Genomic DNA, 14,859 nt, shown 5'->3' on the forward strand with positions numbered 1-14,859 from the left:
CAATAGCCAATTTATGCTCATTTTTTTTATGGCTGATAAAAAAAGAATTCTACTATTTAAATTACTTTTTTTTAAGAAGCGAATATTAAAGCAAATTTTAATTAAAAATTTTAAGTTAAGACTCTAAATTTTTAATTCTTTCCAACAAAGTTGGATGTGAATAATGCATAAAAACATAGGCTGGATGTGGTGTTAAATTACTTAAGCTATTTTTTGATAATTTCTTTAAAGAAGTTATTAAAGGCAATCCTTTAAATGTTTCTTTTGCATAATTATCTGCCTGATATTCAAATTTTCTAGACATATAATTCATAAACAACCCTGTAATTTGTGAAATTGGTGAATATAGAATTCCAAAAGCAATTAAGCCTATATGAAAACTTGGTACAGAAACACCTAAGGCTTCAGATAAAATAGGAGAATTGATAAAAAGTGATAAAATATATAACGTTAATCCTGTTAACAATACTGATGAAATCAAATTAAAAATAATATGCTTTTTTTTATAATGACCAACTTCATGTGCTAAAACTGCGACAATTTCTTCAGTTTCTAAATCGTTAATCAAAGTATCGTAAAGAGTAATTCTTTTTTGTGATCCAAATCCAGAGAAATAGGCATTTGCTTTTGTAGAGCGTTTAGAGCCATCAATAACAAAAATATTGTTAATGGTAAAGCCCACTTTTTTAGCGTATTTTTCTATAGATGACTTTAAACTCCCATCTTCTAATGGATTTTGTTTATTAAATAAAGGAACAATTAGTTTTGCATAAAACATATTCATAAATAAAGAAAAAACAGCAACCAGCACCCAAGCATATATCCAAAAGTTTTTACCAGTTAATTGATAAAACCAAATTACTAAAGATAATATACCACCTCCTAATAAAGCTGTTATAAATATTCCTTTAAGCTTATCTAACCAGAATGTTTTTTTTGTAGATTTATTAAAGCCAAACTTTTCTTCAATAACAAATGTGTTATAATAGGAGAGTGGTGTTGTAATGATTTCTGAAGCTAACATAATAATACCAAAGAAAATTAAAGCTACTAAAATTGGATGTTGTGTATAGCTTCTTGCAAAATTATCTACAAAACTAAATCCATCAAGAAAAAAGAAAGTTAATGTTAACAAAATTGTAACAAAGGAAGTAATATTAGAAAACTTTGCTGTTGTTTTTTTATATGCTTGCGATTTTTTGTACTCTTTTTCATCATAAACATCTTTCAATTTTTTAGGAATTTCTTTGTCAAAATACTTTTCATTTAATGTATCTAAAATTTTTTCAACAATAAAATTGACGATTAAAATAGTAATGATAATGTAAAATAGAGTAGTGGGTTGCATTTATAGTGTATTAATTAAAATTACAGTATTTATTATTTTTTATAATTTTTGCTTGCATAAATTGCAGCTCCAATAATACCAGCATTATTTTTAAATTTTGCAACCTTTATTGGCACACTTACAGTTAAATATTCTTTAAATTGATCGAACTTTTTACTAATTCCACCTCCTAAAATATACATTGAAGGTGTGTGCAATGTTTTTACATGGTTTAAGAAAAAATCCAATCTTTTAGCCCATTCTTTTAGAGATAAATCTTCTTTTTTCCTTACAGAATCTGCACAAAATTTCTCTATAATTTCTCCATTGGTATGATAAATTCTACCCAATTCTACATTGGGTATTAGTTTGCCATTATAAAAAAGACCAGAGCCAATACCTGTGCCAATAGTAACCACAATTACTTTTCCTTTTACATTTTTACCTGCTCCAAATTTTATTTCAGAAAAACCTGCTAAATCTGCATCATTACTCACGTAAAAAGGAATTCCACCACATTCTTTTTTAAAGAGTTTATCAACTTTTACATTTAACCATTCTTCACTTAAATTTCCATAGTGTTTGCATTGTCCATCTACAATAATTGTAGGAAAACAACATCCAACAGGTCCTTCCCATTCAAAATGTTTTACCATTTGTTTGACAACTTTAGCAACTGCTTTTGGTGTTGCAGGTTTTGGAGTGGGTATTCTATGTCTTTCTGATAAAAGTTCGCCATTTTTTGTATTAACAATAGCGGCTTTTATTCCAGTTCCGCCAATATCTATTCCTAGTGCTTTCATTATTTATTATATTTTAAAATCTCTTTGTCTTTTAGCCTCAAATAAAACAATTGCAGCAGCCACAGAAACATTCATAGAATCTATTTTGCCTTGCATTGGTATATTTATATTTTGAGTTGCTTTATTTCTCCAAATTTCTGATAAACCAGTAGCTTCTGTCCCCACAACAATTGCAGCTGCTTTGGTATAATTTTCTTTGTGATATTCGTTTGAGTTTTGTAATGTAGTTGCAAAAATAGAAATCTTTTTCTCTTTTAAAAAAGCAATAATTTCTTCTGATGTGCCCATAGCAATTTGATTTGTAAAAACACACCCCACACTTGAACGTATTATATTTGTGTTGTATAAATCGCTTTTGGGGTTTGCTATAAAAACAGCATCTATATTTGCAGCATCAGCAGTTCTTAAAAGTGCACCAATATTACCAGGTTTTTCAACACTTTCTGCTACTAAAATTAGAGGTTTTTTATTTTTAAACTGAATATCTTCTAAAGAGAAAGTTTTAGATTTTGTAAGTGCAACAATACCTTCTGTAGAGTTTCTATAAGCTATTTTTTGATAGACTTCTTTAGAAATTGAGATTCTGTTCACATTATCATTAAATAGATGTAGTACCTCATTTTCTGAAATTAAATCCTTATAATAAAGGATTGTATCAAATTCATAATTAGCAGAAATTGCTAAAGAAATTTCGCGTTTTCCTTCAATTAAAAACAAACCTTGCTTGTTGCGTTCACGAGATTTTTCTTGCAATTTTAGCAAGTTTTTTATAAAAGGATTTTGGATGCTTTTAATTTCTTTCATTACCTACAAATATACCTATTTATAGGTATTGATTAAATAAGGATTTGCAACAATATTTGTAATGTAGTTAACCTAATGAATTTGTCTTGAATTTTAAGAAAAAATACTGTGAAAAGGAAAAAGAAAATTTGATTTATTGTTGTTAACTTAATTGTATTGAAAAAGGCTCGTGATTCCTAATTTTTGGACACGAGCCTTTATTTTAAAAGTCTTATGTTATTTAGACTTGTACTTATTAGAATACCTTTTCCAAAGTTTGGTTTGATGTGTTTCTAAACTAATATCTCTACCTTGTATATAAGCTTTAGAAATTATGTTTCCTCTCATATCTAAAGCATCTCCTTGAGATATAAATAGTGTTGCATCTTTACCAACTGCTAAAGATCCAGCAAAAGAATCAATCCCTAAAATTTTAGCATTGTTTAAAGTAAGCAAAGAAACAGCAGCTTCTTTGTCTAAACCATGTGCAGCAAAAGTACCAGCATAAAATGGTAAATTTCTAGTATTCATTCTTTCCATTTGACCTTCCATACCTAAACCAACTAAAATACCTTTATCTGTTAAAGTTTTAGCTATTGTATATGTATAATCATAAGCATCATCCTCACTGTTTGGATTTCTATGAGGTCTTTCTAAAATTACTGGAACATTGTGTTTTACCAGCAAATCTGCAACATTTTCTGCTTCTTGACCATGTACTAAAACCAAATTATTTATACCAAGATTTTTGCAAATGGTAACTGCATCTGTAATTTCTCTTTGACCACTAGCATGTATAAACAGTTTTTGTTGTCCATTAAACAATCCTTTCATAGCCTCAAAAGGAAGATTGGTTACAGCTCTATTTCCAGCTAAATAAACTTTTGCATTTTGTATGTATTGCTTAATTTTATCAACATTTTTAGCATAATTTTTATCTGCTTTCAATGCTGGATCTTCTCCTAACCACCATCTTCCGCTTGTAAAACTTCCAGGCCAATTTATATGTATGGCATCATCTCCTTTAATAGCTGCATCTTCCCAGTTCCAAGCATCTAGTTGTACTATAGAAGAAGTTCCAGAAATAATACCACCTCTTGGTGTAATTTGCGCCATTAAAACGCCATTTGGTCTCATAGATTCTACAATTTTGCTTTCTGCATTGTAAGCAATTAAACTTCTAATATGCGGATTTGTAGTTCCAATTTCTCTTTGATCATCACTTGCTTTTACTGCATCAATTTCTACCAAACCTAAAGAAGCATTGGCTGCAATAAATCCTGGGTATATATGTTTTCCTCTGGCATTTATTACAGTTCCTTGTCTAGCGATTTTCATCATTGCACTTCCTACAAAAGTAATTTTACCATTGTTAAACATAATGAGTGAATTTTCAATCACTTTTCCATTTCCTAAATGTGCAGTTGCTCCTTCTATAGATATTGCTGTAGTTTGCTTGTCTGCGGGTGTTTGTTGTGCGATAATGTTTCCTACTAAAAAGAACATTACCAAACTATATATTATTTTTTTCATCATTTCTAGCTTTTAAGTTCTTCTAAAGTGTCACATTCAAAATTTCTATCTTTTCTTTTCATAGGTGCTTGTGTTTTTCCACCACCCATTTTTTCTTTTAGCATCATATTTATTAGTCTGCTTTTTTCTTCTTTAATAGCTTTACGTTTTTTAACATCTTCTTGTCTATCAAAAAATACTTTACCTTCTATAATTGTCTTTTCTACTTTAGCATATATAGACATTGGATGATTGCTCCATAACACAACATCTGCATCTTTACCAACTTTTATACTACCTACTTTATCATCTATATGTAATAATTTAGCAGGGTTAATGGTAACCATTTTCCATGCTTCTAACTCAGACATTCCACCATATTTTACTGTTTTTGCAGCTTCTTGATTTAAACGTCTAGACATTTCTCTGTCATCAGAATTAATTGCAACTAAAACTCCTGCATTGTGCATAATTGCTGCATTATATGGGATAGCATCATTTACTTCATATTTGTATGCCCACCAATCTGAAAAAGTAGAACCACCAACACCATGTTTGGCCATTTTATCTGCAACTTTGTATCCTTCTAAAATATGTGTAAACGTATTAATTCTAAATCCAAAACGCTCAGCAACCTTCATTAACATGTTAATTTCTGATTGTACATAAGAGTGGCAAGAAATGTAACGTTCTCCGTTTAAAATTTCTGCCAAGGTTTCCATTTCTGCATCTTTTCTGTATGGTTTTCCACTTTTCTTTAAAGCATCATACGCTTTTGCTCTTGTAAAATAATCTACAAACATTTGTTCAACTCCCATTCTGGTTTGCGGAAAACGTGTTCCATTAGGGCTTCTAGATTGCTTTACATTTTCTCCCAAAGCAAATTTTATAAATTTAGGAGTGTTGTTGTAAATCATATTGTTAGCATTTTCTCCCCATTTTAGTTTGATGATTGCAGAACGTCCTCCAATTGGATTTGCAGAACCATGTAAAATTTGAGCAGATGTTGTTCCTCCAGAAAGGTTTCTGTAAATATTGATATCATTAGGGTCTATAACATCTTCTATAGTAACTTCTGCAGATGAGTTTTGTGCCCACTCATTAATAGCAGAAGCTGCAATATGTGAATGTTCATCTACGATACCAGCAGTTAAATGTTTACCTGTTCCATCTATTTCTGTAGCTCTTCTAGCTCTAATATTTTTACCAATTTGAGCTATTTTACCATCTTTTAAAAGGACATCTGTGTTTTCTAAAATCCCAGCATCTTCACTAGTCCAAACTGTTACATTTTTAATTAAAAGAGTTTCTGTTTTTGGTAAACTATAATTTCCGAAACCTAAATTTGGGTAAGAAACTGGTAAGACAGTTACTTCTGAATCTGTTTTTTTCTTGCTACTTTTCTTTTTATCTTTTTTAGAAGCTTTTTTAGTAGCAGTCCAGACAGTTTCATTTTCTTGGCTATCAAAAGCTTTACCTTGAATTACACTAGAGTTAGCATCTACTTTTCCTAAAATTCTTGTGTAGGTGCCATTATCATTTATAGTAATAGAAATCCAATCATTTTTAAATGAAAATTTAGATTTTACTTTTTTATCACCTAGTTTAAGGCTTCCACTTTGTTTGGCACCTTTTCCAGAAATTGTTAGGTTGTAGGTTTTATTATTGACAGATAAATCATATTCTCCAGAAATGTCTGTAATATTCATATCATTCACTATATTTCTGTCTCCTTGAACCCAGTTTTCATAAATGGTTGTTTTGGCGTCAAAAACATCACCAGAAGTTATAATAAAGTTTGCTTGACTGCCTTCATTTAGATTTCCAATAGTGTTATTACCAATAATTTGGGCTGGGATAGAAGTTAAAGCAGCTAAGGCTTTTTCTCTATCAAAACCATATTTTATGGCTTTCTGTAAGTTTTTATGGAAAGATTTTACTGATTTTAACTTATGTGTAGTTAATGCAAAATTAACACCATTTTTAGAGAGTACGCTTAAATTAGAAGGTTCTTGATTCCATTTACGCATATCTCTTAAAGAAATTTGTTTTGCTAACAATGGGTTAGAAACATCGTAAGCCATTTTAAAATTAATTGGAATAATAAAATTAGCATTGGTTGCTTTAATATCATTTATGTTTTCATATTCTTCTCCACTTCCAACAATGGTGTACTGAATACCAAATTCATCGCCAACTTTATCAGCTCTTAAAGCATCTAAATTGTTACCAGTTTCAAAAATTTGGACTAAGTTTTTGTTTCTATTTAACGCTTCTAGTGCTAAATCTTTGTTTTTCATATTACCATTTGCATACCAAGCAGCATCATTATATGTTTGACGAATTAAAGCCATAGCTCCCATTCTAGAACCAGGATACAATTGTCTAGATTTATTACTCTTGCTAAATGATAAAAATTGAGCAGATTTATCGTCTATAATTCTGTAAGAATCTGTAGAATTAGGATTTAAAGCAACTAACAACCCATTTCCACGAATAATTCCATCATGCAAATGTGTATTAACAACTCCAAAACCAGCATTTATAAGCCCTTTTGCTTTTCCAGTATCAAACTTAAATTCGCTTATTGGGTTTGTTTCTGGTCTAATATGATCGTTCCAATAATAGCCCTGACGTTCTGCAGCATATTGTGCACCATCAAAACCACCACCTCTTTGTCTTTTTGGCTTTTTAATTCCAAAATCTGTATAAATATCTATAAATGATGGATAAATATTTTTACCAGAAACATTAATTGTTCTAGCTCCTTTAGGTATTTTAACAGACCTACCAACACTAACTACTTTACCATTTTTAATTAATAAAGTACCTTTTTTAATCACCTTATTTGGTGTTACATATATAGTTGCATCTGTAAAAGCAACCACATCATTTTTTGTAATTTTTACCCCACTGTCTGTAGGGAAATAATCTTGCGCTTGCAAAGTTGAAAGCGATAAGAAAAAAAGTAATAGAAATAGTTTTTTCATAAAGTTTGAATTAATTGAATAGACTATAAATTTATTGATACCCTTTTTATAATATGTTAAAAGCAGATTTTTTAACAAAATTTTAAGGAAATTAGATTCTTCTTGAAGTCTCAAAATAAGTAATTAATAAGTCTACTACATAGTTGTAAGATTTAATGCCTTTATTTTGTTTATTAGCCTTTAAATAAGCATTATACCCTTTTTTTACAATCGGTTCAAAAGGGTTTTTATACTGTTGCCAAAAATTATAACTTACATTAAAATCTTTAGAAATACCTTTATTTACAGTTTGCCAAAGTTTTTTATACAAGTTTTGATCTCTTTTTTTAATTTCTGAAATACAATACGCAAAAGCCATTCTATAGCTAGCGTATTTAAAATAAACATCATTATTATAATTAGCAGCCAAAAAACCTATAAAATTAGCCTCATTTTCTGCAGCAAAACCAATTTGATGCGCCATTTCATGACAAACTGTAGTTGGATAGCCTGTTTTTGGAATTCTATCATTTACCTGTGCTTCTCCTGTTAACGGATTCAAATAACCAGAAGTTCCATTATAGGCTTGTAACAAACTCATTAAAGAACTTTTTACAGATTTATACTTGTATTTTAATTGTGGAAAATCTGCTTCCAGATTTTTATATCCAGCAACTGCCATTTTATACATTTCTTTTTGATGATAATTGTTTTCAACTTTTACAGTATCGTTTTTTGTGATTTTATATTGATAAAAATTTAGTTGCTCAATAATGGTTTCTGTTACTTTTTGAAGCTGTGTTGTAGTATATTTTGTTTGTTTATAATTCAAATTTTTCGCCAAAGGCTCTCTATAATAATTCAAACCCCAAAAAAGATAAAAACAACAATAAATGATTGATAAAATTGCAGTAAAATGAATAATTTTGTGAAGAAATTTTTTAAAACGAGTTTTTATCAATCGATATAAAAAACGAAGAAAAAGAAACACTAAGAAAGCAAGTAAAACATCACCAAAAGAAAAAGGAATCCAACCCAAAATAATTCTTAAAAAAGAAGAAATGTAAAGGTAAATTCCATTAGAATAATAGGTTTCTATAAATGCAGGATTTTTGGCAGCAAATTGCACTAACAATACCTGAATTGGTAGAAAAATAGTTAGAAAAAGATGTTTTTTATTAAATTTCATTTGGGTAAAAATAAGAATTCAAAATAGAAGTTGACTGGTTATTAACAAGATAATAACAATTTAGTTTACAATACTTGTCAACAAATAAAAGTTATTATTTATAAATATCTAACAAAGTAAAAAAGTACATTTGTAGCAATGGAAAAAACGACTCCCATAGTTGGAAAAAAGATAGATAAATCAAGAATAATAAGTCTTGAAAAAGGTAAAATTCCTCCACAGGCATTAGAATTAGAAGAGGCTGTGCTAGGAGCAATGATGATTGATAAAAAAGGAATTGATGATGTAATTGATATTTTACATTCAGATGCTTTTTACGATGCAAAACATCAAGAAATTTATGCAGCTATTTACGAATTGTTTCAAAATTCACAGCCTATAGACTTATTAACAGTTTCTAACTTGTTGAAAAAGAATGGCAAATTAGAAATGGTTGGTGGCGATTTTTACTTAATTCGATTAACACAAAAAGTAGCTTCTTCTGCGCATATTGAGTTTCATGCAAGAATCATTTTACAAAAATACATTCAGCGTAAATTAATTAGTATTTCATCAGAAATCATAGAAAGTTCTTATGATGAAAGCACAGATGTTTTTGACTTATTGGATGAAGCAGAAGGGAAGTTGTTCGAGGTTACTCAAGGAAATTTAAAAAAGAGTTCTGAAGATGCAGGATCTTTGGTAAAACAAGCCTTAAAAAAGATTCAAGAAATTGGAAATCAAGAAGGAATGTCTGGTTTGGCAACAGGTTTTACAAAACTAGATGCTTTAACTTCTGGTTGGCAACCTTCAGATTTAATTATTATTGCAGCACGTCCAGGTATGGGAAAAACGGCTTTTGTAATTTCGATGGCAAAAAATATGGCAATCGATTTTAATCATGCAGTTGCTGTATTTTCTTTAGAGATGTCTTCTGTACAGTTAATTACACGTATGATTTCTTCTGAAACTGGCTTAACATCAGAAAAATTAAGAAAAGGAAATTTAGAACCTCATGAATGGGAGCAATTAAATGTAAAAGTTAAAAAACTATCTGATGCACCTATTTTTATTGATGATACACCATCACTTTCAATTTTCGATTTACGTGCAAAAGCAAGACGTTTAGTTTCTCAGCATAATGTTAGAATCATTGTAATTGACTATTTACAACTGATGACAGCTGGAGGAAATGGAAAAGGTGGAGGAAATCGTGAGCAAGAAATTTCTACAATATCTAGAAACTTAAAAGCATTGGCAAAAGAACTGTCTGTGCCTGTTATTGCTCTTTCTCAATTATCAAGGGCTGTAGAAACTCGTGGAGGAAGCAAAAGACCTTTATTATCAGATTTACGTGAATCTGGAGCTATTGAGCAGGATGCAGATATTGTATCGTTTATTTTTAGACCCGAATATTATGGTATGACAGAATGGGATGATGATGAGCATACACCATGTGAAGGTCAAGGAGAATTTATTGTAGCTAAACACAGAAATGGTGGTTTGGATAATATCCGATTAAAATTTACGGGTCATTTAGCTAAATTCTCTGATTTAGAAGAAGGTTTTAGTAGTGAATTTCAATCTTCTATGAATGCAGATTTCCCTGATGATGTTTTTCCAGACCAAAGAATTGAACCTAAAGATGCTTTTGGTGATGATGATGTGCCATTTTAACTCATAAAGATTTTATAAAATTATAGAAATACACAATTGCTAAAAAGTAATTGTGTATTTTAGTTTTTATTATGAAAAAAATAATTTTAGTTTTAATTTTTTTTATCATCTCAACCTCAACTTGGGCATCATTTATATATGTCCCAATGAGTCATGATAATCAGAAAAATCATTTAAAAGCGTACGGAATTGTCTATTTTTCTTTAGAGGCAGGTTTAAAATCAAAATGGTTGTTAAACTATGATGGAGGTGCATTTTTAATTGAAAACAATAAAATTGTAGAAAACGAATGTAAAATTAGAGGTGTTTCTTATCAAGTAATTTCTGATGCAAAAGCGAGTTTAATCTTGCAAGAAATTTCATCACCATCATCAAATCAAGAAGCTGTTACTTTAGAAAAAGCACCAAAAATTGCAGTGTATTCTCCAAAAGATAAAATGCCTTGGGATGATGCTGTAACTATGGTATTAACGTATGCAGAAATTCCTTTTGACGTTATTTACGACCAAGAAGTGTTAGAAGATAAACTTCTTCTGTATGAATGGTTACATTTGCATCACGAAGATTTTACAGGTCAATATGGTCGTTTTTACGGTTCTTTCAGAACTGCTCCATGGTACATAGAAGGCAAGCAGAGAGCAGAAAAGTTGGCAAAAGAATTGGGGTATTCTAAAGTTTCGCAAGAAAAATTAGCAGTTGCCAAAAAAATTAGAGACTATGTAATAGGTGGGGGGTTTATGTTTGCCATGTGCTCTGCAACCGATAGTTTTGATATTGCATTATCTGCAGAAGGTGTAGACATTGCAGAAGCTATGTTTGATGGAGATGCTTCTGAACCCAATTATCAATCTAAAATAAATTACAATAAAACCTTTGCTTTTAAAGATTTTCAGTTAATTAGAAATCCAACTATTTACGAGTTTTCTTCTATAGATATGACAAGGAAACGTAAAATTCCTAAAACATCAGATTATTTTTCTCTAGTAGAATTTTCTGCAAAATGGGATCCTGTTCCAACTATGTTAACACAAAACCATACAGTTTTGGTAAAAGGTTTTATGGGACAAACCACTTCGTTTGATAGAAATACCGTAAAAAGTAATGTATTGGTTTTAGGAGAAAATAAAGTAAATAGAGAAGCAAGATACATACATGGAACCAAAGGAAAAGGAATGTTTACGTTTTATGGAGGACATGATCCAGAAGATTATACACACAGAGTTGGTGACCCAAAAACCGAGTTAGATTTGCACCCAACTTCTCCAGGTTATCGTTTGATATTAAATAATGTTTTGTTTCCTGCTGCAAAGAAAAAAAAGCAGAAAACGTAAGATATTTAATGTCATTTTAAGCAAAATATAATGTAGCCCAAAAATCTCATTGTTTTAAAATGACTCATTAAAAAGAATTAAAATAATATAGATTTAAATCTTAGATTTCTCCACAAGATTAAAATGACAGTTATAAAATTTAACTGTTAATAAAACTTCAATAAATATTCTTTAAAATCCATACAAATTCAATCACTTTTGTATTTTTGCGATTAACAAAATAATTACAATGCCAACAACACAACAATTACAAGATTTTACGCAACAAGTTCGTAGAGATATTTTACGTATGGTTCATAAAGTAAATTCTGGTCATCCTGGAGGTTCTTTAGGCTGTGCAGAGTTTTTTACTTGCCTATATCAAGAGGTAATGGATTATTCTACAGATTTTACGATGGATGGAAAAAATGAAGATTTATTTTTCCTTTCTAACGGACATATTTCACCAGTTTATTACAGTGTTTTGGCACATAGCGGTTTTTTTCCAGTATCAGAATTATCAACATTTAGATTGATAGATTCTCGTTTACAAGGACACCCAACAACACATGAAGGTTTAGAAGGAGTTAGAATTGCTTCTGGTTCTTTAGGGCAAGGAATGTCTGTAGGAATTGGTGCTGCAGAAGCTAAAAAATTAAATGGAGATGATAAATTAGTATATACTTTACATGGTGATGGAGAATTGCAAGAAGGGCAAAACTGGGAAGCAATTATGTATGCATCTGCAAAAAAAGTTGATAATTTAATAGCCACAATAGATTTAAATGGAAAACAAATTGATGGTGCTACTGATGATGTATTGCCAATGGGAAGCATCAAAGCAAAATTTGAAGCTTTTGGTTGGGATGTTTTAGAAGTAGAAAAAGGGAATGATATTGAAGCTGTTTTAGCTGGTTTAGCAGAAGCAAAAGCTTTAACAGGCAAAGGAAAACCAATATGCATTTTATTGCACACAGAAATGGGCAATGGAGTAGATTTTATGATGCACACGCATGCATGGCATGGAAAAGCACCAAATGATCAACAATTAGAAAGTGCTTTAGCTCAAAACCCAGTAACTTTAGGAGATTATTAGTAAAACTTAATTTTAAAATGTCTGAAAGACATTTTTAAAATTATAAGTTGAACTAATCCTGAATTTATTTCAGAATCTATAAATATAAAAGAGCTTTTCAATATTTTGAAATGCTCTTTTTTATGTTTTTATTTTGATTTCAACTGTAATAATAGCTTTATATTTACGACTCATAAATTTTAATTTTTAGTATAATATATGAAAATAGGGATTGTTTGTTACCCAACATTTGGTGGAAGTGGAGTGGTTGCTACAGAATTAGGAATGGCTCTAGCAGATAAAGGTCATGAGGTTCATTTTATTACTTACAACCAACCAGTTCGTTTAGATTTTCTTTCTCATAAATTGCATTTTCATCAAGTAGTAATTGAAGAGTATCCGCTGTTTGAATACCAGCCTTATGAATTGGCATTATCAAGTAAAATGGTAGAAGTTGTAAGAAAATATGAACTGGAAGTTTTACATGTACATTATGCAATTCCACATGCTTATGCCGCTTTTATGGCAAAACAAATGTTAAAAGAAAAAGGGTTAAATGTTAGAGTTGTAACCACTTTACATGGTACAGATATTACTTTAGTTGGAAGTCATCCAACCTATAAAACAGCTGTAGAATTTAGTATTAATAATTCTGATGTTGTAACTTCAGTTTCTAATAATTTAAAAGAAACAACCAATAAATTATTCAACATTACACAAAATATACAAGTAGTTTATAATTTTATTGATACAGAAAAGTACGATAATGCTCATAAAGAAGAATGTAAAAGAAGTGCATTGGCAAAACCCAATGAAAGAATTTTAACACATATTAGTAACTTTAGACCTGTAAAAAGAGTAGAGGATGTAATTAGAGTTTTTGCTCAAGTAACTAAAGAAATTCCTTCTAAACTGTTAATGATTGGAGAAGGTCCAGAAAAAGTTAAAGCTAAGAAGTTGGCAAAAGAATTAAAAATTTCAAACAATGTTTTCTTTTTAGGAAATAGTACAGAAGTGGCTAAAATTTTATGTTACACAGATGTGTTTTTGTTACCATCTCAAACAGAGAGTTTTGGTTTGGCAGCTTTAGAAGCAATGGCTGCTGGTACAGCTGTAATCTCTACAAATACTGGTGGTTTGCCAGAAGTAAATATACAGGGTAAAACAGGTTATTTAAGTAATTTAGGAGATGTTAAAGAAATGGCTAAAAATGCAATTTCAATTTTAAAAGACGATGCAACTTTAGATAAATTTAAACAAAATGCTAAAGAACATACCAAACAATTTTCTTTAGAAAACATTTTACCAGTTTATGAAGATATTTATAAATCTTGTTATAAAAGTAAAGTATAATTTAAAAAAAAAGGCTGTCTGAAAAGTATTAAAATTTGTCATTTCGACTGTAATGGAGAAATCTTATTTATTCAAAATCAATTACATAGATTTTTCGAAAAAGCCTGTCTTGAGCGAAGACGAAAGGCTCAAAATGACAGATAAATTTACTTTTAAGACAACCTCTTTTTATTACTTCCAACTTTGTCTTGTAACCTTTTTTTATTTTCCAAAAAGACCACCAAGCAAACCACCTAGTCCTCCTTTTTTCTTGCTTCCACCTAACACCATTCCAGCAACATCATCTATAACACTTCCATCACCATCTGCATCTAATATTTTTTCTAAGAAGCTTTGCTCGTTTTTAGTTTCATTACCCCCTAATAAGCCACCTAAAAGACCAGTTAAGTCACCAGAATTATGCACATTTTGTTCTCTTTTTTGCTTACCTAAAACTCCCATTAAAATAGGAGCAGCAACTTTTAAAATATTAGCTACAGAACCAGCATCTATACCCGCTTTTTGGCTAATAACTTTTTCTACACCTTGTTTTTTACTTCCTAAAATATGACCTAAAATACTATCTCCATCTTGTTTTACAGCTTCATCAACTCCACCACCAAATAAACTACCAAGATTATCTAAAATACTACCATCGTGTTTGCTAGATAAAGCTCCCATTAAACCCTCTGCACCTTCTGGAGTAGAAGCATTTCTTTCCATAGCTTTCATTAACACTGGCAAAGCCATTGTTAATACACTATTTGTTTTGTTTGAGTCATTTCCTGTAGAACCTGCTACACCAGAAACAATTTGTTTTCCTAAATCACTATTTAATAAGTCTAAAATACCTGCCATTTTTATGTTTTTAATAATTAATATGAATGTTTTCTAAAAATATGA

At 30.2% G+C, this 14,859-nt stretch carries 11 protein-coding genes; 4 read left to right on the top strand and 7 right to left on the bottom strand.

Features of this window, described 5'->3' with window-relative positions; genetic code table 11:
* Positions 1-115 precede the first annotated feature (115 nt).
* From ACY2RW_RS06005 to ACY2RW_RS06030, 6 genes are all read right to left on the bottom strand, one after another.
* A complete protein-coding gene (locus ACY2RW_RS06005) occupies positions 116-1,348 on the bottom strand; it encodes a M48 family metallopeptidase (RefSeq protein ID WP_490121799.1) in 1,233 nt (410 codons plus the stop codon).
* Positions 1,349-1,380: 32 nt separating this feature from the next.
* The gene (ppgK, locus tag ACY2RW_RS06010; RefSeq protein WP_490121800.1) at positions 1,381-2,130 is read right to left on the bottom strand and encodes a polyphosphate--glucose phosphotransferase; all 750 of its coding nucleotides are present in this window, start codon (positions 2,128-2,130) and stop codon (positions 1,381-1,383) included.
* A gap of 6 nt (positions 2,131-2,136) precedes the next feature.
* Positions 2,137-2,934 (bottom strand): TrmH family RNA methyltransferase, encoded by a 798-nt coding sequence (locus ACY2RW_RS06015; RefSeq protein WP_490121801.1) that lies wholly within the window; start codon positions 2,932-2,934, stop codon positions 2,137-2,139.
* A 216-nt stretch (positions 2,935-3,150) separates the two neighbouring features.
* Positions 3,151-4,446: an amidohydrolase family protein gene (locus ACY2RW_RS06020; protein ID WP_490121950.1), complete on the bottom strand. Its 1,296-nt coding sequence runs from the start codon at positions 4,444-4,446 to the stop codon at positions 3,151-3,153.
* 5 nt (positions 4,447-4,451) lie between these two features.
* On the bottom strand, positions 4,452-7,415 hold the full coding sequence (locus ACY2RW_RS06025; RefSeq protein ID WP_490121802.1) for an amidohydrolase family protein: 2,964 nt from the start codon (positions 7,413-7,415) through the stop codon (positions 4,452-4,454).
* A gap of 91 nt (positions 7,416-7,506) precedes the next feature.
* Positions 7,507-8,583 (bottom strand): DUF3810 domain-containing protein, encoded by a 1,077-nt coding sequence (locus ACY2RW_RS06030; protein WP_490121803.1) that lies wholly within the window; start codon positions 8,581-8,583, stop codon positions 7,507-7,509.
* Positions 8,584-8,721: 138 nt separating this feature from the next.
* Between ACY2RW_RS06030 and dnaB the strand changes: the two genes are divergently transcribed.
* From dnaB to bshA, 4 genes are all read left to right on the top strand, one after another.
* Positions 8,722-10,239: a replicative DNA helicase gene (gene dnaB / locus ACY2RW_RS06035; RefSeq protein ID WP_490121804.1), complete on the top strand. Its 1,518-nt coding sequence runs from the start codon at positions 8,722-8,724 to the stop codon at positions 10,237-10,239.
* Positions 10,240-10,385: 146 nt separating this feature from the next.
* The gene (locus ACY2RW_RS06040; protein WP_490121951.1) at positions 10,386-11,570 is read left to right on the top strand and encodes an asparagine synthetase B; all 1,185 of its coding nucleotides are present in this window, start codon (positions 10,386-10,388) and stop codon (positions 11,568-11,570) included.
* A gap of 229 nt (positions 11,571-11,799) precedes the next feature.
* Positions 11,800-12,645, top strand: coding sequence for a transketolase (locus ACY2RW_RS06045; protein WP_490121805.1), 846 nt, complete (start codon positions 11,800-11,802; stop codon positions 12,643-12,645).
* Positions 12,646-12,843: 198 nt separating this feature from the next.
* Complete coding sequence (gene bshA / locus ACY2RW_RS06050; RefSeq protein ID WP_490121806.1) at positions 12,844-13,977, top strand: N-acetyl-alpha-D-glucosaminyl L-malate synthase BshA; 1,134 nt, start codon at positions 12,844-12,846, stop codon at positions 13,975-13,977.
* 201 nt (positions 13,978-14,178) lie between these two features.
* Here the strand turns inward: bshA and ACY2RW_RS06055 are convergent, their stop codons facing one another.
* Complete coding sequence (locus tag ACY2RW_RS06055; protein ID WP_490121807.1) at positions 14,179-14,814, bottom strand: DUF937 domain-containing protein; 636 nt, start codon at positions 14,812-14,814, stop codon at positions 14,179-14,181.
* Between the last annotated feature and the right edge of the window lie 45 nt (positions 14,815-14,859).

Source organism: Polaribacter sp. 2305UL8-11, assembly GCF_058147165.1.

What these genes read in the sequence shown, in the direction of transcription:
- ACY2RW_RS06005 (WP_490121799.1), bottom strand. Translation starts at nt 1,348, where the DNA reads ATGCAACCCACTACTCTATTTTACATTATCATTACTATTTTAATCGTC.
- ppgK (WP_490121800.1), bottom strand. Translation starts at nt 2,130, where the DNA reads ATGAAAGCACTAGGAATAGATATTGGCGGAACTGGAATAAAAGCCGCT.
- ACY2RW_RS06015 (WP_490121801.1), bottom strand. Translation starts at nt 2,934, where the DNA reads ATGAAAGAAATTAAAAGCATCCAAAATCCTTTTATAAAAAACTTGCTA.
- ACY2RW_RS06020 (WP_490121950.1), bottom strand. Translation starts at nt 4,446, where the DNA reads ATGAAAAAAATAATATATAGTTTGGTAATGTTCTTTTTAGTAGGAAAC.
- ACY2RW_RS06025 (WP_490121802.1), bottom strand. Translation starts at nt 7,415, where the DNA reads ATGAAAAAACTATTTCTATTACTTTTTTTCTTATCGCTTTCAACTTTG.
- ACY2RW_RS06030 (WP_490121803.1), bottom strand. Translation starts at nt 8,583, where the DNA reads ATGAAATTTAATAAAAAACATCTTTTTCTAACTATTTTTCTACCAATT.
- dnaB (WP_490121804.1), top strand. Translation starts at nt 8,722, where the DNA reads ATGGAAAAAACGACTCCCATAGTTGGAAAAAAGATAGATAAATCAAGA.
- ACY2RW_RS06040 (WP_490121951.1), top strand. Translation starts at nt 10,386, where the DNA reads ATGAGTCATGATAATCAGAAAAATCATTTAAAAGCGTACGGAATTGTC.
- ACY2RW_RS06045 (WP_490121805.1), top strand. Translation starts at nt 11,800, where the DNA reads ATGCCAACAACACAACAATTACAAGATTTTACGCAACAAGTTCGTAGA.
- bshA (WP_490121806.1), top strand. Translation starts at nt 12,844, where the DNA reads ATGAAAATAGGGATTGTTTGTTACCCAACATTTGGTGGAAGTGGAGTG.
- ACY2RW_RS06055 (WP_490121807.1), bottom strand. Translation starts at nt 14,814, where the DNA reads ATGGCAGGTATTTTAGACTTATTAAATAGTGATTTAGGAAAACAAATT.